Source organism: Rhodococcus sp. MT28, from assembly GCF_058792695.1.
Window position 1 is genome coordinate 123277 of record NZ_JBXAFD010000001.1, and the last position, 19184, is coordinate 142460.

Consider the following 19184-nt stretch of genomic DNA (forward strand, 5'->3'; position numbering starts at 1 on the left):
ATCTCACAGCGCGGATGGTCGCAAACTTTCTCCTGCCCGACGCGCGTCCATCGAGTGCGGAGGGAACAGCGTCACCAGCGCAGCCCCCAAGAGCGCCCCGGAAAGCACCGCGAATCCGTGTGCGTCGTCGACCGTCACCAATGTTGCGCCGCCGACGACAATCACGACCGTCAGAACAATCTCAGGCATTCGCGGGCGCACCAGAACGCCGATGCCCGCGGCCGCCGCTGCCAGAGCAAGCGTGGCACCGGAGTTGCCTGCGCCGGTCGACGGGAAGACTGCGGTGGTGAGCAAACCGAACAACAGTTGACCGAGCAGGAAGAGTGCCCAACCGCGTGCGGCGCCCCAGAGCCGAAAAGCAGGCGGCGCCACCACTGCCAACGTGAGAAGGTTGGCAACCGTCCCGGCAAGGCCGCCGTCCTGGACGAACACCGACGTCAGGATCCGCCACCACTGACCGTCGCGGATCAACGTGGGATCACGGCGAAACATGTCCAACAGTCCCGGCATCAGCGCCTGCAAAATTGACGGCACTGCCACCACGAGCCAAAGCACAACGGCCGAAAGAGGTAGGTCTCCGAGTATTCGACGATCCTTCAGCCACGCGAGCATCAGCGCGATCGAGGCAACAACGACGGCGACAATCAGTACCGCGTCCAAGCCGCCGGTCCCTGAGGTGGTCACAGCGCGACCTTACATCGGACCGATACCGACATCAGGGAACCTGACACCTGGGAAAGCACACGATTCAGGCGGAGAGGCGCTTTGCTGCCGCGGCGATTCGTTCGTCTGTTGCAGTGAGCGCGATCCGCACGTGCTTGCTCCCGCTCGGTCCGTAGAACTCACCGGGGGCAACGAGGATCCCACGATCGGCGAACCAACTGACCGTCGCTCGACATTCCTCGCCGCGCGTCGCCCAGAGGTACAGACCTGCCTCGGAATTGTCGACGGTGAATCCGGCGCCTCGAACAGCTTCGATCAACACACTACGACGCTCGCGGTACCGCTCGCGCTGGATGTTCTCGTGTTGGTCGTCGCCCAAGGCTGCGGTCATCGCCGCCTGGATCGGTAGCGGCAGGATCATGCCCGCATGCTTGCGCACCTCGAGCAGTTCCGACACCAGAGCCGGATCACCGGTGACGAACCCGGCGCGATAGCTCGCGAGATTGGACGTCTTCGAAAGTGAGTGGACCGCAAGCAAACCGGTCAGATCACCGTCGTTGACACGAGGATCGAGAATGGAGAGCGCATCGGCTTCCCACGTCAATCCGAGGTAGCACTCGTCGGAGACGACGATGGCGCCGCGCTCGCGCGCCCAGGCCACGACCTTCTGCAAGTGCTCGAGGCCGAGCACCTTGCCGGTGGGATTCGAGGGCGAGTTCACGAAGATCATCGCCGCCGACTCGGGACCGAGCTTGTTCAAGCCGTCGGCGCGCAGGACGCGAGCACCTGCCAGTTTCGCTGCGACCTCGTACGTCGGGTACGCCAACTCCGGAATGACCACCAGATCGTCGGCTCCGAGACCGAGCAATTTCGGCAGCCACGCGATCATTTCCTTGGTACCGATGGCCGGCAGCACCGCTGCCGGATCGACGTCGGGAATGTTGTAGCGGCGATCCAGTGACTCCGCCACGGCCTCGCGAAGCGCGAGCGTGCCATGAGTCGTCGGATATCCGGGCACCTCGGCAACAGAGGCCAGAGCCTCCTGAATCACCGGATCCACCGGATCCACCGGCGTCCCCACGGACAGGTTCACGATGCCGTCGGGATGAGAGTGCGCCTTCGCCGTGACGTCGGCGAGCGAATCCCACGGAAAATCAGGAAGCCCAGCGGCCACCGGAGTACGAGACAAGATCTCTATTCCTCACCCATGGGAGGCAGCGCCTTGATGAACGGCGTGTCGTAGTCGACCTTGCCGAGCTTGGCCGCTCCACCCGGTGAGCCGAGATCGTCGAAGAAATCGACGTTGGTGCTGATGTACGCGTTCCACTGGTCCGGGACGTCGTCTTCGTAGAAGATGGCTTCGACGGGACAGACAGGCTCACACGCGCCGCAGTCGACACACTCGTCGGGGTGGATGTAAAGCATGCGTCCACCCTCGTAGATGCAGTCGACAGGGCATTCTTCGATGCACGCCTTGTCCATCACATCTACACACGGTTCAGCAATCGTGTAGGTCACTGCCGATCTCCCTGCCTTCCTGTCGTGCATCGCCGCCGCAACACGCAGTTGCAAGGGGCCGAAAATCCGATACGACTCTCACGTACCGCGGGAACAGCCTATTATCCCCCTGCCGACCGACTCTGAGCAGGCGGGGGTAACACATTTCAGCCTACTGCGGTGATGTTCCTCGACCGAATCGCGATCCACTTCTCCCCCAGAGCGGCCGCGCGTACCAGTGCGCCCCGCTCACCGAGGTAATCCGCCACGACGCCGACCACCGGAATCTTGCCGATGATCTCGTACGGTTTTGTCCGCGACGGCCGCTTGTGCAACTCGTCCGTGATGGCACGAAAAGTCTTGGACGTGCGCCACAACGTTCCGATGAGCGCGAACGGGCGCCAGGTCTCGTCGGCGCCGCCGGCTGATTTCTCGGCGAAGTCTTCTCCGGTGAGAAGCTCTCGAGACTTCGTCTCACGCCGGCACAGCACCGACGCCAGGAGGTCCACCTGCTGATCCCGTTCGGTCACTCCGTGTTCACGGGCAACCGCAACGAGCACAACGGCCTGATTCGCGAAGGCCAGCAGGTCCTGGATCGGCAACCGATTGAGGAGGACGCCGAAGATGCCGGGAAACGCGACGGCGACGGTGTTGAGTGCACCCAACCGGGTCGTCCACCACTTCGAGCGCTGCTCGTCGGTCATCACCGACCACGCCGCCGTCCCGGGGAACTTGACGACGTCGAGGACCCAAGCGGCCGCGTCCAACACCATCGCAGCAGCGTTTCGCTCGGGATCGGTCGGCTCGAACGTCCGACGTTTGATACCGAGCGGATCGCTGTAGGCGAGGTCGAGAACCGGGTTGATCCCCCACACCGCTCGATCGAGAACCTCGACGACCTTGCGGTCCCCCAGTACGTCAGCCATCAGGCAATCGCTCCTTCGCGTCGTGCATGTGTGGTGGTTCGTTCGCGTGCCGGGCGTCCGATTCCCTCGGCGATGGCGCGCAGTTCTGCGACGGTCTTCTCGGAACCGTGTTCGGAGCCGGCCATCCGCGAGATCGTCTCTTCCATCAGCGTTCCGCCGAGGTCGTTGGCGCCGCCGTTGAGCATCATCTGCGTTCCGGTGATGCCAAGTTTGACCCAGCTGGTCTGGATATTGGGTATGCGGCCGTGCAGCATGATGCGTGCCAACGCGTGCGCAGCGCGGTTGTCCCGATTGGTCGGCCCTGGCCGGGAAGCGCCCGCCAGGTACAGGGGCGCGCTCTGGTGAACGAACGGCAGCAGCACGAACTCCGTGAATCCGCCTGTACGGTCCTGGATTCCGCGAAGAACGTTCAGGTGCCCGACCCAATGGTGCGGCTGATCGACATGCCCGTACATCATCGTCGAACTCGACCGCAGCCCCACCTCGTGCGCCGTGGTGACCACTTCGATCCATTCCGCCGTCGGCAGTTTGCCCTTGGTGAGGATCCAGCGCACCTCGTCGTCGAGGATCTCCGCTGCCGTACCGGGAATGGTGTCCAGGCCCGCCTCACGAAGGGCCGTCAGCCAATCCCTGATGCTCTCACCACTGCGCGATGCACCGTTCACGATCTCCATCGGAGAGAACGCGTGGACGTGCATCGACGGCACGCGCTTCTTGACGGCCCGGACCAGGTCGGCGTAACCGGTGACGGGAAGTTCCGGATCGATACCGCCCTGCATGCACACCTCGGTTGCGCCGGCGACGTGCGCTTCCCACGCACGGTCGGCGACCTGCTCTGCCGACAGCGTGAACGCGTCGGCGTCACCCTTGCGCTGCGCGAACGCACAGAATCGGCAGCCCGTGTAGCAGATGTTGGTGAAGTTGATGTTCCGGTTCACCACGTAGGTGACGTCCTCGCCGACGGCATCCTTGCGCAGCGCATCCGCCAGTGCCACAACGGCTTCCAGGCCCGGGCCCTCCGCCGTGGCAAGGGCCAGGTACTCGTCGTCGGAACATCCGGCCGGGTCGCGTTCGGCACTGCGGAGCGCAGCCAGCAGATCGGTGTCGACGCGAATCGGAGCACTGAGTTCGAGGACCTGTTCGCGCACGGTCTCCCAGTCGCCGAACGCACTGCCCAGGTCACTGCGGGTCTCGGTGTTGCGCCCGTCCGTGTCGATCTCGGTATTGAGATCGACGCGTCCGCTCGATTCCCACGACTCGTCCGGTTCCTGCCACGGCCGACCCACCGGCTTGGTGTCTGGCAAGGCGAGACCGGTCTTGGGATCCGCCAGCGCCTGCACGTGACCCGCAATACGCGGATCGATCCACGGAGCCCCGGCCAGGACATATGCCGGCTGAGCCGCAGTGCGTTCGGTCAGCGTGAAGCCGCCCTCGGCGCTGATCTCGGCCAAGGTCTCGAGATTCGGCCAGGGACGCTCGGGGTTGACGTGATCGGGGGTCAACGGTGATACCCCGCCCCAGTCGTCCACGCCTGCGCCGAGCAGCGCGAGGCACTCGCTGTTCGAGACGAGATTCGGCGGACTCTGAATCCGCATCGTCGGCCCGAGCAGCAGGCGTGCGACCGCGATGGCCGCGAGAAACTCGTCGAGTCCAGCATCAGGCGTATTGCGCATCGCGGTATCGGGCTTGGCCAGGAAATTCTGAATGATCACTTCCTGGATGTGGCCGAACGCCTTCTGCGACTTGCGTATCGCCATGATCGACTCGGCACGTTCGAGGAAGTTCTCCCCGATGCCCACAAGAATTCCCGTGGTGAAGGGGATGTTCAGTCGGCCTGCGTCGGTCAGGGTGCGTAGCCGAACCGCCGGGTCCTTGTCCGGGCTGCCGTAGTGGCACTCACCCTTGTCGGTGAACAGCCGGGTAGCGGTCGTCTCGAGCATCATGCCCATCGACGGCGCAACGGGCTTGAGCCGCGAGAGTTCCTGCCAGCTCATCACACCGGGATTGAGGTGTGGGAGCAGGCCTGTCTCCTCGAGTACCCGGATCGACATCGCTCGCACGTAGTCGAGGGTGGAGTCGTAGCCGCGTTCGTCCAGCCATTGCTTGGCTTCCGGCCAGCGAGCCTCGGGGCGATCCCCCAGCGTGAACAACGCTTCCTTGCAGCCCAATTCGGCGCCTGCCCGGGCAATGTCCAAAACCTCGTCCGGTTCCAGGAACATGCCGTGCCCAGCGGCACGCAGCTTCCCCGGCACCGTGACGAATGTGCAGTAGTGGCACTTGTCCTGGCACAGACGGGTCAGCGGAATGAAAACTTTTCGCGAATACGTCACGGTGTTCGGCCGACCCGCTGCCAGCAGACCGGCATCGCGAACCTTGGCCGCCGAAGAACACAGATCGGTCAGATCGGTTCCCCGTGCCTGCAGCAGCGTTGCCGCCTCGTCGACGTTCAGGGTCGCTCCGTCGCGTGCACGACGGAGAACTCGCCGCATCGCCGACGCTGACGGGCCGGGCGACGGACTGGACGAGGCGGACGCGGAAATACCTGGCATCGGAAGCATGGTGGGTTTGCCGGAGTCATCACCAGTTCGGTTCACCTAGCGATCATGCGCCATGTGGGACGACTAGTGCCACCCGGTGCCAGAAGTAGGAGGCCTCACCGCCCCGACACCGCCTCGATCACGACGGCCGGTAGTCGTCGTCGACCGCAACCTCGACTCGTTGATCCACCACGTCAGCCACTGGCGCGTCGAGCGGAATGTCGGTCAGATCGGGTTCTTCAGGGGCGTTCGGATCTACGGGTGTCGATTGTTCGAGCGCATCTGATTCCGGAGCCTCCGGGTCGAATGTCGCATCTTGTTCGGTCATCACGTGCTCCCTTCGCGGTCGCCACACTCCACGATAGGGCCGATGTCGACAGATCGCCCCTCACTCGACCAAAGTAGTGCCCATGACTGCGCCGCAACCGCTGACCATGGCCGACCCCTTATGGCGACCCAGCACCAAAGCCCCGAGGCTGTGGGCAATCACTGCCTCACTGTTCTGGGTACCCGTCATCGTCGCCGAAATCGTCTGTGCCGTCTTGGTACCCGGAATCCCGTCCTGGGTGGTCGGCACCGTATTCGCAGTCACCGTACTCTTCGCTGCCACCTACATTCTGATGGTCCCGGCGTGGCGGTATCGGGTCCACCGATGGGAGATCAGTGACACCGCGGTATACACCCGCACCGGCTGGTTCACCCAGGAGCGACGCATCGCACCGATCTCGCGCGTGCAGACCGTGGACACCGAGCGCGGACCGATCGACCGCATGTTGGGTCTGGCAACCGTCACGGTCACGACAGCGTCGTCGGCCGGGGCCGTGAAGATCTCCGCACTCGACCAGGAAGTCGCCGACCGCACGGTGGCTCAACTGACGGAGATCGCGGGTACCAACGTGGGAGACGCGACGTGAACGAGAAACAGTTGGGCGACCCGACCGCGATCGAGATCCCGGTAGAGGCGGAAACGGCAGCTGCCGAGGCCGCGGAAGAGGAACAGCCCTGGCTCCGCCTCGACCGACGCATGCTTCTGGTCCACCCCGTCAACGAAGTCGTCAAACTGCTCCCGGTCCTACTCGTCTCCGTAGTTCTCGGCAGCCAATCCGGAAACCACTGGTGGGGACTCGGCGTCGTCACTCTGCTCGTCATCTTCGGTTTGTTGCGGTATTTCACCACCACGTACCGAATCGGACCCGTCCACGTTCAACTGCGCACCGGGGTCTTCCAGAAAAAGCTGCTCTCCGTCCCGCGTAGCCGCATCCGATCCGTCGACGTCGAGGCCGGGGTCATGCACCGGTTGCTCGGACTGTCGATCGTGCGCATCGGTACCGGCCAGCGCGCCGGGAGCGGCCACGATTCGAACAAGTTCGAGCTCAACGCCCTGTCGACCGCCCTGGTTCCGGACCTACGCGCCGCACTGTTGGCCGGCGCCCAGCAAGCACGGCGACTGGAAACCCCGGGCACGCCGGTCGAAAGCATCACCGAACCGGTCGACACCGAAATCGGTCACTGGGAACCGAGTTGGGTTCGCTACGCCCCCTTTTCGTTCACCGGAATCGCCATCATCGCAGCCATCATCGGCATCTCGTTCCAATACGGCATCGGCACTGCCGTCGCGAAATCCTCGGCAGTGAGCGACAGCTTCGACTCACTCGAGAGCCTCGGCATCGCACTGATGGTCGTCATCGCACTCGTCGTGCTGCTGGTGCTGTCGAGTGCACTCGCCTGCGTCCAGTACCTGATCGCGTTCGGCAACATGAAACTCACCGACAACGGCCGCATCCTGCATGTCAGTCACGGCCTGTTGAAGACTCGGCAAACCACACTCGACCGCGCCCGCCTCCGCGGCACGACGCTCAAGGAACCGCTCCTGCTGCGATTGGCCCGCGGCGCGCGGCTCGACGCCATCATGACCGGGGTCAGCGCCGAGAAGAAGGAATCTTCGCTACTGCTCCCGCAGGGACCGCGCAGGGAAGCCGAGCGAGTGATGGCCACCGTGATCGGTGACTCACGCCAGGCGTCCGCCCCGCTGATCCCGCACGGCCCGGCCGCGCGGCGTCGCCGGTACACCCGAGCACTGTTCCTCGCCGCGGTGGCGTTCCTGGTCTGTGTGGCGTGCGCGGCTTCTGGACTCGATGTACCGATCTACGCGTGGTTCGGGGTCGCCGTACTCGCCATCGGTGGCACCGCCCTCGCCTTCGACCGATACAACGGCCTCGGCCACGCAGTACTACCCGGATGGTTGATCACCCGAAACGGCTCGCTCGATCGCCAGCGTCACAGTCTCGAATCCGAAGGTGTCATCGGATGGACGGTGCGCGAGACGTTCTTCCAACGACGCGCGGGAGTGGCAACCGTCGTCGCCGCGACGCCCGCCGGCACCGGAAGCTACGAGGTGATCGATCTCCCCGCCGAGAACGCGTGGGCATTGATCGAAGCCGTCACTCCGGGCGGTGGCGACGTGTGGGCAGGTCGTCGATGATGAGCCGCGCCAGCGAACCGAGACGCGATCGCTCCGGCTGGATGGTCGGAACACCGAGGAGTTCCAGCGGGGCGGCCGTCACCGGTCCGACGCAGTAGGTCGGTACCGGTCCGCGCATAGCTGCGACGAACCGCTCCAGCTCGCCCATTTCTTTTGCCGTGCTGAGCATCGAGGAGACCGCGGGGGCACTGGTGAAGGTCAGCGCGTCGATCGCACCGGAACGAACTGCAGCGACCAACGCGCGGACCGGCGACTGATCCGGCGGCCGGATCCACCGATAGACCGATACCGGAGTGACAACCGCGCCGATGTCGGCGAGGGAGGCGCTCAGGTCCGTCAACGGCTCCCATTCGGTGATGGTGCCGTGCAACTGGACTGCGATGCGCAAGCCTGCCACTCCCTCGCTTCCGAGATGTGCCAGAACTTCCTCGGACGACTCACCCGAAGGCGACCATTCCTCGCGCAGTCCGGCGCCTCGGATGGCACCCGTCGCCTTGGGGCCGCGGGCGATGATGCGCGTGTGGGCGAGAGCCCCGAGGAACTCCTCGGTCAAACCCCACGAGGCGACGGCGTCGAGCCAACCCCTGAAGCCGATCCCGGTACTGATCACGACCAATTCCGGAGGATCGGCAATCAAAGCGGACGTCTGAGTCCTCAGGTCTCGATCGTCCACCAACGGCAGCACATGGATCACCGGTGTCCGCACGATCTCCGCGCCTCGACGTTCGAGGAGCGTCGCAAATTCTTCGACACGCCGTTCTGCGGTCAAGGCGATAGTCGCACCCGCCAAATCATGTTCAGCCACAGGCTGAGTGTCCCTTATGCACGGGTCAGTTTCCTACGCGCGCGCCGAGAACTATTGCGAGCTGAGGGTGGCGAGTCTGTTGATCGCCACCTTGAAGAGGAAAACGGCGGCCGGAGCGATCGCACCGACCAGCAGCAGGAAGGTCAGAGGGGACGAAAGCACGAGTACGTCGCCGCCGGGGCCGCCCACCATGCACACCAAGAACCCGACGATCCAACCGGCGAGCGGCAATGCGGCCCTACCCGGCGTCGTAACCGTGCGGGCGGCGATCACCAATACGAGGTTCGCGGTCGCGGCTACGAGAATGCTGATCGGAAATGCCGTCGTACCGAGATGAGTCGGCAAGAACAGGACGGACAACACCGCGCACAGGAATCCGTCGAAAATCAGGACGCCGAGGATGACAGGGTCGAGCCACGACAGCGCCGTTCCTGTCGAGGCGTCCGTGTTGTTCTCGACGGTCGTCATGGTTTTGATAGTGGTCTATCGGTCGTCATCGCGCGAGCGCGGGGTCCCTCCAGACAAGCACCCCGGCTCGCGCCCGAAAAGCACGAAGCTGATCAGGGAACCGGCGGGAACCCGAGCAGAGTCAGCAAATGACTCTGCTGATCTGCGAATGCGTAGAGCGACCCGTAATACAAGTCGTGGTAATAACCAGCCATCGGACGCAACGAATCGACGAAGGCGACGATCTGGTTCTGCAGGTCCCAGTTGTACATTTCTTCAGCCCCCAGGCTTTGCTGTTACCGAAAGGACCACCCATCCGGTGACACGCATCACACACCACTACGGCGTCGATCGCAATGCCTGTGAGCCGACGCCCAGGTCAGCTGTGCAGCCCGGCGAACAGATCGCGCTCGCGGCCGTCCTCACCCACCGGACCGAGCGCGCCGGCGGCCAATACGAAATGCTCGACCGTCAGGATCGGTTGGACCACGTTGTTCGACAATGCGAACTCGGCTCGGCTCGGGGCTACCGTCACCTGAGTGGCGTGGGCGCTCAATGCCCTCGCCTTCGCATCGATGACGCCTCGAACGTCGATTGCCGTCGTCACGTCTGTGTCCTCGACGCTCGGCAATTCCCCGGGCTCGGGCAGACGCCAGTTCTCCGGGAACTCGGAAATCGCCGCGATGCCGCGTTCGAGTCCGCTGCGCTCGGTCACGGTCCAGTAGAACTTCGGAGTCGACCACGGCTCGCCGGTCTCGGGATACGCGGTCGTTCCTGCAGCTTCGACGGCCGCTGTCGTGATCGCGTGCGCCTGGATGTGATCCGGGTGCCCGTAGCCGCCGTTGGGGTCGTACGTGATCACGACGTGCGGCCGAATCTCACGAATGACGGCGACCACCGCGCCGACTGCTTCGTCGAGTCGAGCATTGACAAAAGCACGGGGATTGGCGGCCGAAGGTGTGCCGATCATTCCGGAGTCGCGATACCGACCGGCACCGGCGAGGAAGCGAGGAGCGGCACTGCCCAAAGCCGACAAAGCAGCGCTCAGTTCCGCGATCCGGTAGCCACCGAGTTGATCGGCCTCGGAAGCCACGAGCCCGGCCCACGCATCACCGATCACTTCGCCTTCCTCCCCCAACGTGCAGGTGAGGACTGTGACCTCGACGCCTTCGGACGTGTATCGCGCGATGGTGCCACCGGTGGTGATCGTTTCGTCGTCCGGATGTGCGTGCACCAACAGAAGTCGCTTCGCCGACGCGGTCACTTTTCCACCCTCACCCAGTCCGTAGCGTTTCCGAATATCCCCACCTGCACCGGCCCGTCGAGGACCACGCCCTCGACTCCGGTCCCGACCGCGACCAGCGCTCGGCTCTGCACGATCGGCAAAACCGCCGCAAGATCCCACAGCCTGGGTTCCGCATCGGCGATCAACGACCCCAGATCCCCGATGCCACTGAGCGCTTCGTCGATCCGACCTTGCAACGCCGGATCACACAGCCCGGACAGGTTGCTCGGAGCCTCGACGCTTGTCGTTCGGATGGGCTCCGGTGTCTGCGACGGCGTCGGTGCGGGCACTGCCGAACTTGTTGCCGGAGTGGAAGGTGCGCTCGGGCAACTGAACCGCGAGGCCAGCGAAGTGGCCGTGTCGGCGCCTGCCCGGCTCCAACCGACGATCATGTCGACGCGTCCTGTCGTCAGGTCCTCGCCGTAGAGTTCCTCCGGCGCCACCGATTCGACGGTCGCCAGGATTCCCACGTCACGCAATTCGTCGGCAGCGGTGTTTGCCACGGCGATCGCGATGTCGTCGTTTTCGGGAGCGCCGATCAGCAGTGTCAACTGGGCGCCGTCACGGACGATCGATCCGACCGTTCCAGTGCCCGTGACGATTCCGGTGGGCGGTGCCGTCAGGTAGCCGGCTGCGGTCAGCTCGCCCAGTGCTTGCTCCCTGGTCGGTTTCGGCGGCGCGGTGGGCGCATATCCCGGATCCGACGGAGCGAGAATCTGAGCTTTCACCGGGGCGGACGCCGATTCACTCCCTGCCGCCACCACGGCGAGCAGGTCCGGATCGAGCAGTCCCAGAACACCTTTACGCACCCGAACATCCGCGAAGTTCTTGCTTCGCCCGTTCACGTTGATGTCGAGAGTGCGCGGAACGTAGGAGAACGCCGTCCTGACACCCGGGATTGCAGACAGCTGAATATCCGTGGCACTACCCGAATGAACCTGCGCCACTTGGGCATCGTCGGTACGCAGCGCATCCGCCAACTGCGCAGCCGTTCCTCCGCGTCGCAGAACTATCTGATCCGGGTCTGAAGGCTTGCCCCAGAATCGGTCGTTGCGTTCGAGCACGATTTCGTCCCGGCCGCGGTCGACCGAGCGCACGTGAAAGTGGGCTCCCGACACCGGAATCCCCTCACTCAGGCCGGTGCTGAAACCGCCGGGAGTGTCCTTGATCAGGTGGGACGGAAGAATATCGGTGAACAACTCTCGCCATGCCGGATACGGCGCACGCATCACGACGTTGACCGTTTTGCCGCCGCCGGACGAGTTCACGTCGTCGATCATCTGATAGCCCGCGGGATTGACCACTCCGGGAACCGAGATCATCTGCTGCCACAGGTAGCGAAAGTCTTCTGCCGCAATGGGAGCGCCGTCCGACCATTGGGCTTCGTTGCGCAGTTGGTAGCGAATCGTGAACGGGGCCTCCGACGTCACTTCAGCGGAAACGAGGAAAGAATCGTCGATCGCCCACTCCGTCGCGCCAGGTTGTGTGGGCGAATTGATCGGGCGAAACGCACTGGGCAGTACGAGGTTGCCGACTGCGGAGTTGACCGGCGACTGATCCGCGAGCAGGTGCGGGTTGAATCCGCCTCCCACCTCGTCGATTGCCACAGTGACCTGCTTCATCGCCGGAACGACCGGAGTCGGTGTGGGCTTGACGGTTTCGGTGCTCTCGACCGGAGGCGGCGGATCGGCTGTACATGCAGTCAGTGACAACGCCGTCACTGCCACTGCCAACGCCAGGTAGCGACGTCCTGAGGCCACAGACAATTCCTTCCGTACGGGGCCGCGTCGCCCCTTTGCACTCGATTCCCTGGCAGATCTTTCGCCTGGAAACCATGAAGGCGAATGTACCTTTCCGCCGAAAACTCGGCTGAAAGGCACATCCGCCTGTCAGGTTGTAACCGACGAAAGACTACAGAGCAGCCTTGTCGCGTGCCTTACTACGTGAACGCTCGCGAGCGCGCTCGGTTGCGTTGAGGTGCACCTTGCGGACGCGAACGTCCTCCGGGGTGACCTCGACGCACTCGTCGCTGGAGCAGAACTCCATCGCTGCTTCGAGTTCGAGCTTGATCGGCTTTGCGAGGGTCTCCATCACGTCTGCGGACGACTGACGCATGTTGGTCAGCTTCTTCTCGCGAGTGACGTTGATGTCGAGGTCTTCCTGACGCGGGTTGATACCGACGACGTGTCCCTCGTAGGTGTCTGCGCCGGGCTCGACGAAGAAGGTTCCACGGTCGGCCAACTGGATCATGGCGAACGGCGTCACCGTGCCGGAGCGGTCCGAGACGAGCGAGCCGGTGTGGCGCGCACGGATCTCGCCGGCCCACGGGCCGTATCCGTCGAACACGGCGTTGGCGATACCGGTTCCGCGGGTTTCCGTGAGGAAGTCCGTGCGGAAGCCGATGAGGCCACGCGAAGGAACGATGAACTCCATGCGAACCCAGCCTGCGCCGTGGTTCGACATCTGGACCATCTTACCCTTGCGGTTGGCCAGGAGCTGCGTGATCGCGCCGAGGTACTCCTCGGGGCTGTCGATGGTCAGCTCTTCGAAAGGCTCGTGAACCTTGCCGTCGACGAGCTGCGTGACAACCTGCGGCTTACCGACGGTGAGTTCGAAGCCTTCACGACGCATCTGCTCGACGAGGATGGCGAGCGCGAGCTCTCCACGACCCTGGACCTCCCACGCATCGGGGCGACCGATGTCGAGGACCTTGAGCGAGACGTTACCGACGAGCTCCTGGTCCAGGCGGGACTTGACCATGCGTGCAGTCAGCTTATGACCCTTGACGCGACCGACGAGCGGTGACGTGTTGGTGCCGATAGTGACCGAGATTGCCGGCTGGTCGACGGTGATGCGGGGCAGTGCGACCGGGTTCTCCAGATCGGCGAGGGTGTCGCCGATCATGATGTCCGGGAATCCTGCGACGGCGCAGATGTCACCGGCGACGGCGACCTCACCGGGAACGCGCTCGACACCGATGGTCGTGAGGAGTTCGGTGATCTTGGTCTTCGTGACGACGGGCTCGCCGTCGACCTCGCGGCACCAGGACACGGTCTGGCCCTTGCGCAGCTCGCCGTTGTGGATGCGAACGAGTGCGAGGCGACCGAGGAATGCGGATGCGTCGAGGTTGGTGACGTGAGCCTGCAGCGGTGCGTCGACCGAGCCCTTCGGCGCGGGGACGTACTCCATCAGCACCTGGAAGAGTGCGGTGAGGTCCTCGGCGTCGGGAGCCTTGCCGTTCTCGGGCTGCACGGTCGATGCCTTGCCTTCGCGACCGGACGCGTAGAGGACGGGAAGTTCGAGTGCGAGCTCAGCGGCTTCGGCGGCCTCGTCGGACAGGTCCGATGCGAGGTCGAGGAGCAGGTCCTGAGCCTCGGTGACAACCTCTTCGATACGGGCGTCGGGGCGGTCCGTCTTGTTGACGACCAGGATGACGGGCAGCGAAGCGGCGAGTGCCTTGCGCAGCACGAAACGCGTCTGCGGCAGGGGTCCCTCGGAAGCATCGACGAGCAGGACGACGCCGTCGACCATGGACAGGCCGCGCTCGACCTCGCCACCGAAGTCGGCGTGGCCGGGGGTGTCGATGACGTTGATGACGGTGATGGAACCGTCTTCGTTGACCTTATGTACTGCGGTGTTCTTCGCGAGAATGGTGATGCCCTTCTCGCGTTCGAGGTCGCCGGAGTCCATAACGCGATCGACCAGCTCGGCGCGCTCCTCGAACGCGCCGGACTGACGAAGCATGGCGTCGACGAGGGTGGTCTTGCCGTGGTCGACGTGTGCGACGATGGCAACGTTACGGAAGCTGGTGATGGTCACGCGATGGCTCTCCTGGCTGAGTTGATTCGGCCACGCGAAAGTCAAGTCGCACGGCTCTTCTGGTGGCCGCTGCACGAGTGTGTGATCCGAATCAGGGCACGAATCGCCTGAGAAGGCACCGCGGCCTAGTAAATACTACTCGCTCCGGGCTGATACTCCTGCATTGTGCGGCCTCTATCACCGCCCCCACCAGCGAATAGTGATCTGCACCACGCCGATGCGCGTAGGATTACGACCTGGAGAAACAGGTCATTTAAGGGTACGCTAACCTCGTTCCAAGAGCGGGCTCTCCGCCGTAGTGAAACAGGAAAGCCGCAGCGTCACATGGGAAAAGTCAAGGCAAGCAAGGTCTCGCAGCTCAAGCCGAAGAAGAAGTGCTGCCGCAAGAAGACGCGGTGCATCAAGTGCCCCGTCGTCATCATGCGGATGAAAAAGCTCGAGAACGAGGGCGCATCCAAGAAGGAACTGAAAGCGGGTCTCAAGAAGGCTCGTGCGGCGTAAGCGCGCTCAATTCCGCGAGCAACTCGGGGATCCAGGCTCGATCGTTGTCCACCAGATCCATCGACAACAGTTCTTCGGCGTCGACCCATGTCAATTGAGCATGGTCGAGCGCGACCGGTTCTCCCGACACCAACTCCGCCCGGTAGGCCCGCAGGACCAACCCCGGCGACAGTGGCACGTCGACGCCGATTCTGGCGCCGCATCTCACCTCGACCGCCAGTTCCTCGAGCAGCTCCCGCGCCAACGCGTTCTGTGGCGATTCGAATTCTTCGACCTTCCCGCCCGGCAGCTCCCAACGACCGGCCAAAGCCGGCGGACTCGTCCGCTGCGCGAGGAGCAGCCTTCCCTCGCGGAAGATCGCACCGGCGACAACTTCCCGATCCCTTGCAGGTGCATCACTCATCGCACCATGATGGAGTATGGCCACTTTGTTGTCCGACTCCGCGATCCAAAACGCTCTCGACGAACTGCCCGCCTGGCAACTGTCGCCAGGGTCGATCACTCGCACGGTCGACTCCGCGACATTCCCGGACGCCATCGCGCTTCTTCAACGCATCGCGGCAGTCGCCGAGGCCGCGGATCATCATCCCGACATCGACGTTCGCTGGCGAAAGGTCACGTACACGCTTTCGACACACTCGGCGGGCGGTCTCACGGAACTGGACTTCGACCTTGCCCGTCGAATTGACGTACTCGTCGACGATTCGGTCCGTTTCGACTGATCTTCGAGTGAACAAACCTCGCAATCTGACGTAACAGTTGCATCAACTTTCACATAGATCACTTCAGTCACAGGTATGGTCGCCGTAAATCACGATCGAGGCCGGTCATGCCATAGACTCCCCCGGTGCGTAGCTGCTCAGCAACTGAACAGCTGTACAACCCGGGGGCTCTGTACATAGAGTGACCCCTCGAGCCGTCAAACGCGGAGCTCGCCTAGGCGCCCGCGCGGTATGACTAAGGATGGGGAAACAGTGCTTCGAACCCGAGGTATGCGAAAGGCGTTCACCGCCGTCGCTATTGCCGCAGTAGCAGGACTGGCATTGCCGGCACAGGCAATGGCCGATCCGGCAGCACCGCCCGCACCCGAAAGTGTGCCGATCGAGTTCCTCGCATCGTTTGCGCCCGCCATCATCGGCGCCGCCGCAGGTCCGGCCGATGTTGCAGGCGGACCGCAGCAAGCGTTGCTCGACCAGGCTCGCGCGATCCTGAACTCCCCCGGCATTCCGCCCGAGATCAAGGCCACCCTCGAGAAGGTCATCACCTTCCTCGACGGCAGCGGCGGCGGCGGACCGGCGATCCCGGACGAGAACGCCCCCGTCATCGCGCAGTTCCTCTACCCGACGCTTGGCAAGGGCTGCATCTCGGCCACCGCCGATTCGGTCGGAACCGCACTTGCCGTTCCCGGCCCGGCTCACCTGCCTCCTCCCGGTCCCGCTGCCGGTCAGGCCGGATTCGTCTTCACCGCTCTCGGTACGGCTCCCGCCGTCGACGACCAGCCGGTGCCGATGACCGTCACCTGGGTCAACATCGACAACCAGCGCAGCGCCACCCAGAACTTGACCAACGCCGCACGCATCAACCCGGACGGCCCAGCCACTCTGTCGGCTATCGCCGATACCGGCCCCGGACGCGTTCTCTCGGTGATCAGCGGTTCGCTGACCACCCAGCCGGAAGGCGCAGATCGCATCACCTGCAGCTTCCTTCCGACCGTGGGCATGTTCGCGGTAGCTTGATCGAAGTCTTGTGAAAGGGACCCACCGAATTTCGGTGGGTCCCTTTTGCATCTCCGATCACCGTGATAGACCCGATAGATGGGACATCTACGAGTGGACATCACGCACGGTCGTCCAGAGAAGAAATCCGGCCCAGACCAGTCGATACGGTCACACAAGTCGACGCGATCGATACTGTCCATCCGATCCGAGGGGTCCATTCTCTCGATCGGATCGGCGTACTCGATCCTGTCGATCGGTAGCGTCGGCTCTTTTCTTTCGATCGGAAGCATCGGGTCTACGGCGTCGGTCCTGAGTTCGGGCTCGTTCGCCAGTCTCGGGTCCGCGCTGTCCGGTCTCTCACGTTGGTCACTGCTCTCCTGGCGTGGAAATCATGCAGCCCCCGAAGAACACCCGAAACTTGTTGTCATTGCGCCGGAATCGGATTCGAGCGATCCGGACCGCTCACTACGATCCGTCTCGCACTCTCAGACCTGATTCGGTCGCGGCCATTCGCGGCCTTCCAGCGCTTCGACCGAGGTATTGAATTGCCGCAGTAGGTCACCGAGCGCGAGACGCTGCTCCGGCGTCCACTCGCGGAGGACCTTTTCGACACCGGCTGTCGAATGTTCGCGATCAGCACGAAGTTTCGACAGCCCCTGCGCCGTCGGCCGGACCTTTCGCGCGAGCCCTCCGTCCGGATCCTCCACTCGCTCCACCAAGCCCTGACGCCTCAGCGCGCCGATCTGCCGGTTGATGGTGGAGATGTCGAGCGAGAAAGCGCAGGAGAGTTCCTTGAGGCTCATGGGATGTTGCAATTCCAGTCGACCGAGCAGTAGATACGCCGACCGGTCCAGATGAAGTTCGGCCCGTTGTGCGAGCGCGTGGTAACGCGAGAGCAGAGTCAACTCGTACTCGATATTCACCAGATCAGGGTCCCGGTCTATCCTCATATTGTGCAGACTACACACGATGTGTAGCGTGCACACTGGGGCGAACGCACCAATCAGAACACGCCATGGCGGGAGCCGCATGTCCGTTCACGCAGGGTCGTCCAATGTCGACGAGAAAATCCCCGACACGAACTACGCATCCTCGGGTCCAGTGCTCACCGTTCTAGGACTGTGCGGAATCGTCGTCGCCTTGATGCAGACGCTGGTAGTCCCCATCATTCCGCAATTGCCGCACCTGTTGAACTCCACTCCCGCCGACACCTCGTGGGCGGTCACCGCAACACTCCTCGCCGCCGCGGTGATCACGCCGATCAGCGGGCGCCTCGGCGACATGTTCGGCAAGAAACGAATGCTGCTGGTCAGTCTCGCGATGGTCGTTCTGGGCTCGACCATCTGCGCGATCGCACCTTCACTGATCGTGCTCGTTGTCGGCCGTGCACTTCAAGGAGCATCGGTCGGGGCAATTCCATTGGGCATAGCCATCATTCGTGACGTTCTTCCACCGAAGAAAGTGGCCGGCGCGATGGCGGTCATGAGCGCCACCCTCGGCGTCGGCGGTGCGATCGGACTGCCGATCGCCGCGGTGATCGCCCAGAATGCCAACTGGCACTTCCTCTTCGTCACATCGGCAGCGTTCGGGCTGATCTGCATCGCACTGGTTGCGTTCGTCATTCCCGAATCGACCGTACGACGCCCGGGACGTTTCGACTTCGTCGGTGCGCTCGGCCTCACCGTTGGTCTGATCACCCTGTTACTCCCCATCACCAAGGGCGGAACCTGGGGATGGGGCGACGCGAAAACCCTGGGGCTCCTTGCGGTTTCCGCGCTCAGCTTCCTGGTGTGGGGATGGTGGGAACTTCGACGCAACGCACCGCTGGTGGACCTCCGCGTATCGGCCCGGCCGCAAGTTCTCTTCACCAACTTCGCGTCGATCGCCGTCGGTTTTGCCATGTACGGCAATTCCCTGACGCTCCCCCAACTGCTCATGGCACCGACGTCCACCGGTTACGGACTCGGACTGTCCATGGTTGCAGCGGGGCTCGCACTGGCCCCCGGCGGACTCGTCATGATGGCGCTCTCGCCCGTCTCCGCTCGAATTTCGGCTTGGCGCGGCCCGCGAATCACGTTGATGCTCGGCGCCCTCGTCATCGGATTGGGTTACGCCTTCGCATATTTCACGGTGTCGAGCGTCTGGCAGGTCGCCGTGGCCGGAATGTTCATCGGAGCGGGCGTCGGGCTCTCGTACTCGGCCATGCCGGCCTTGATCATGGGCGCAGTCCCCATCACGGAATCTGCAGCCGCGAACGGACTGAACTCACTGATGCGATCGATCGGCACGTCGACGTCTGCCGCGATCGTGAGCGTCGTCCTGGCCGGAATGACCATCACCGTCGGCACCGCAGTGATCCCCTCGTTCGAGGCGTTTCGTGCCACGTTCCTGATCTCCATCGCCGCCGCCGTCGTGACGATGGTGTTCGCCGGGTTGATTCCCAAACAGAAAGTCTCGTAAGGGAATCAACCCGGCGGAGGACTCACTTCTCCGAAGAGCCTTCG

21 protein-coding genes are annotated in these 19184 nt (G+C 63.6%); 7 read left to right on the plus strand and 14 right to left on the minus strand.

Going from position 1 to position 19184, the window contains the following annotated elements:
- Window positions 1-3: 3 nt before the first annotated feature.
- The 6 genes from AC1Q6C_RS00540 to AC1Q6C_RS00565 all read right to left on the minus strand — a co-directional run bounded on the left by AC1Q6C_RS00540 (window position 4) and on the right by AC1Q6C_RS00565 (window position 5951).
- Entirely contained in the window at window positions 4-684 is a 681-nt protein-coding gene (locus AC1Q6C_RS00540; RefSeq protein WP_064113470.1) for a rhomboid family intramembrane serine protease, read from the minus strand.
- Between the two features lie 64 nt (window positions 685-748).
- The gene (gene dapC / locus AC1Q6C_RS00545; RefSeq protein ID WP_003945226.1) at window positions 749-1852 is read right to left on the minus strand and encodes a succinyldiaminopimelate transaminase; all 1104 of its coding nucleotides are present in this window, start codon (window positions 1850-1852) and stop codon (window positions 749-751) included.
- Window positions 1853-1857: 5 nt separating this feature from the next.
- On the minus strand, window positions 1858-2181 hold the full coding sequence (gene fdxA / locus AC1Q6C_RS00550; RefSeq protein ID WP_003945248.1) for a ferredoxin: 324 nt from the start codon (window positions 2179-2181) through the stop codon (window positions 1858-1860).
- 146 nt (window positions 2182-2327) lie between these two features.
- Complete coding sequence (locus AC1Q6C_RS00555; protein WP_003945247.1) at window positions 2328-3086, minus strand: hypothetical protein; 759 nt, start codon at window positions 3084-3086, stop codon at window positions 2328-2330.
- Window positions 3086-5644 (minus strand): bifunctional FO biosynthesis protein CofGH, encoded by a 2559-nt coding sequence (locus AC1Q6C_RS00560; protein ID WP_003945208.1) that lies wholly within the window; start codon window positions 5642-5644, stop codon window positions 3086-3088. The genes AC1Q6C_RS00555 and AC1Q6C_RS00560 overlap by 1 nt, the downstream gene beginning before the upstream one ends.
- 118 nt (window positions 5645-5762) lie before the next feature.
- Window positions 5763-5951, minus strand: coding sequence for an Rv3202a family protein (locus tag AC1Q6C_RS00565; protein WP_003945217.1), 189 nt, complete (start codon window positions 5949-5951; stop codon window positions 5763-5765).
- 82 nt (window positions 5952-6033) lie between these two features.
- On the opposite strand from AC1Q6C_RS00565, the gene AC1Q6C_RS00570 reads away from it, so the two are divergent.
- A complete protein-coding gene (locus tag AC1Q6C_RS00570) occupies window positions 6034-6537 on the plus strand; it encodes a PH domain-containing protein (protein ID WP_042926352.1) in 504 nt (167 codons plus the stop codon).
- Window positions 6534-8105, plus strand: a complete 1572-nt coding sequence (locus AC1Q6C_RS00575) for a PH domain-containing protein (protein WP_081305368.1) — start codon at window positions 6534-6536, stop codon at window positions 8103-8105. The genes AC1Q6C_RS00570 and AC1Q6C_RS00575 overlap by 4 nt, the downstream gene beginning before the upstream one ends.
- On the opposite strand, the gene AC1Q6C_RS00580 is transcribed toward AC1Q6C_RS00575, so the two are convergent.
- From AC1Q6C_RS00580 to typA, 6 genes are all read right to left on the minus strand, one after another.
- Window positions 8065-8910, minus strand: coding sequence for a uroporphyrinogen-III synthase (locus AC1Q6C_RS00580; RefSeq protein ID WP_003945251.1), 846 nt, complete (start codon window positions 8908-8910; stop codon window positions 8065-8067). The genes AC1Q6C_RS00575 and AC1Q6C_RS00580 overlap by 41 nt on opposite strands.
- A 51-nt stretch (window positions 8911-8961) precedes the next feature.
- Window positions 8962-9378 carry a hypothetical protein gene (locus AC1Q6C_RS00585; protein ID WP_007726272.1) on the minus strand — a complete coding sequence of 139 codons (417 nt, stop codon included), beginning with the start codon at window positions 9376-9378 and terminating at the stop codon, window positions 8962-8964.
- A 92-nt stretch (window positions 9379-9470) separates the two neighbouring features.
- Window positions 9471-9629 carry a hypothetical protein gene (locus AC1Q6C_RS00590; RefSeq protein WP_003945210.1) on the minus strand — a complete coding sequence of 53 codons (159 nt, stop codon included), beginning with the start codon at window positions 9627-9629 and terminating at the stop codon, window positions 9471-9473.
- Window positions 9630-9736: 107 nt separating this feature from the next.
- Window positions 9737-10621 (minus strand): N-acetyl-1-D-myo-inositol-2-amino-2-deoxy-alpha-D-glucopyranoside deacetylase, encoded by an 885-nt coding sequence (gene mshB / locus AC1Q6C_RS00595; RefSeq protein ID WP_118603633.1) that lies wholly within the window; start codon window positions 10619-10621, stop codon window positions 9737-9739.
- Window positions 10618-12402 carry an ABC transporter family substrate-binding protein gene (locus tag AC1Q6C_RS00600; protein ID WP_007726274.1) on the minus strand — a complete coding sequence of 595 codons (1785 nt, stop codon included), beginning with the start codon at window positions 12400-12402 and terminating at the stop codon, window positions 10618-10620. Before AC1Q6C_RS00600 ends, mshB begins: the two co-directional genes overlap by 4 nt.
- A 151-nt stretch (window positions 12403-12553) precedes the next feature.
- A complete protein-coding gene (gene typA, locus AC1Q6C_RS00605; RefSeq protein ID WP_007726276.1) occupies window positions 12554-14461 on the minus strand; it encodes a translational GTPase TypA in 1908 nt (635 codons plus the stop codon).
- A gap of 324 nt (window positions 14462-14785) precedes the next feature.
- Here typA and AC1Q6C_RS00610 point away from each other — a divergent pair, with 324 nt between their 5' ends.
- A complete protein-coding gene (locus AC1Q6C_RS00610; protein ID WP_003945207.1) occupies window positions 14786-14962 on the plus strand; it encodes a hypothetical protein in 177 nt (58 codons plus the stop codon).
- On the opposite strand, the gene AC1Q6C_RS00615 is transcribed toward AC1Q6C_RS00610, so the two are convergent.
- Window positions 14940-15365, minus strand: coding sequence for a (deoxy)nucleoside triphosphate pyrophosphohydrolase (locus AC1Q6C_RS00615; RefSeq protein WP_007726279.1), 426 nt, complete (start codon window positions 15363-15365; stop codon window positions 14940-14942). The genes AC1Q6C_RS00610 and AC1Q6C_RS00615 overlap by 23 nt on opposite strands.
- Before the next feature lie 16 nt (window positions 15366-15381).
- Between AC1Q6C_RS00615 and AC1Q6C_RS00620 the strand changes: the two genes are divergently transcribed.
- The 3 genes from AC1Q6C_RS00620 (at window position 15382) to AC1Q6C_RS00630 (ending at window position 17175) form a co-directional block, all read left to right on the plus strand.
- Window positions 15382-15684 carry a 4a-hydroxytetrahydrobiopterin dehydratase gene (locus AC1Q6C_RS00620; protein WP_003945236.1) on the plus strand — a complete coding sequence of 101 codons (303 nt, stop codon included), beginning with the start codon at window positions 15382-15384 and terminating at the stop codon, window positions 15682-15684.
- Between the two features lie 270 nt (window positions 15685-15954).
- Entirely contained in the window at window positions 15955-16698 is a 744-nt protein-coding gene (locus AC1Q6C_RS00625; protein ID WP_003945233.1) for an Rv1157c family protein, read from the plus strand.
- Between the two features lie 78 nt (window positions 16699-16776).
- On the plus strand, window positions 16777-17175 hold the full coding sequence (locus AC1Q6C_RS00630) for a hypothetical protein (RefSeq protein ID WP_042448789.1): 399 nt from the start codon (window positions 16777-16779) through the stop codon (window positions 17173-17175).
- Here the strand turns inward: AC1Q6C_RS00630 and AC1Q6C_RS00635 are convergent.
- Window positions 17166-17630: a MarR family winged helix-turn-helix transcriptional regulator gene (locus AC1Q6C_RS00635; protein ID WP_492666314.1), complete on the minus strand. Its 465-nt coding sequence runs from the start codon at window positions 17628-17630 to the stop codon at window positions 17166-17168. The two genes, AC1Q6C_RS00630 and AC1Q6C_RS00635, sit on opposite strands and share 10 nt — an antisense overlap.
- Window positions 17631-17709: 79 nt before the next feature.
- Here AC1Q6C_RS00635 and AC1Q6C_RS00640 point away from each other — a divergent pair, with 79 nt between their 5' ends.
- Entirely contained in the window at window positions 17710-19140 is a 1431-nt protein-coding gene (locus tag AC1Q6C_RS00640) for an MFS transporter (protein WP_492666315.1), read from the plus strand.
- Window positions 19141-19184: the final 44 nt, after the last annotated feature.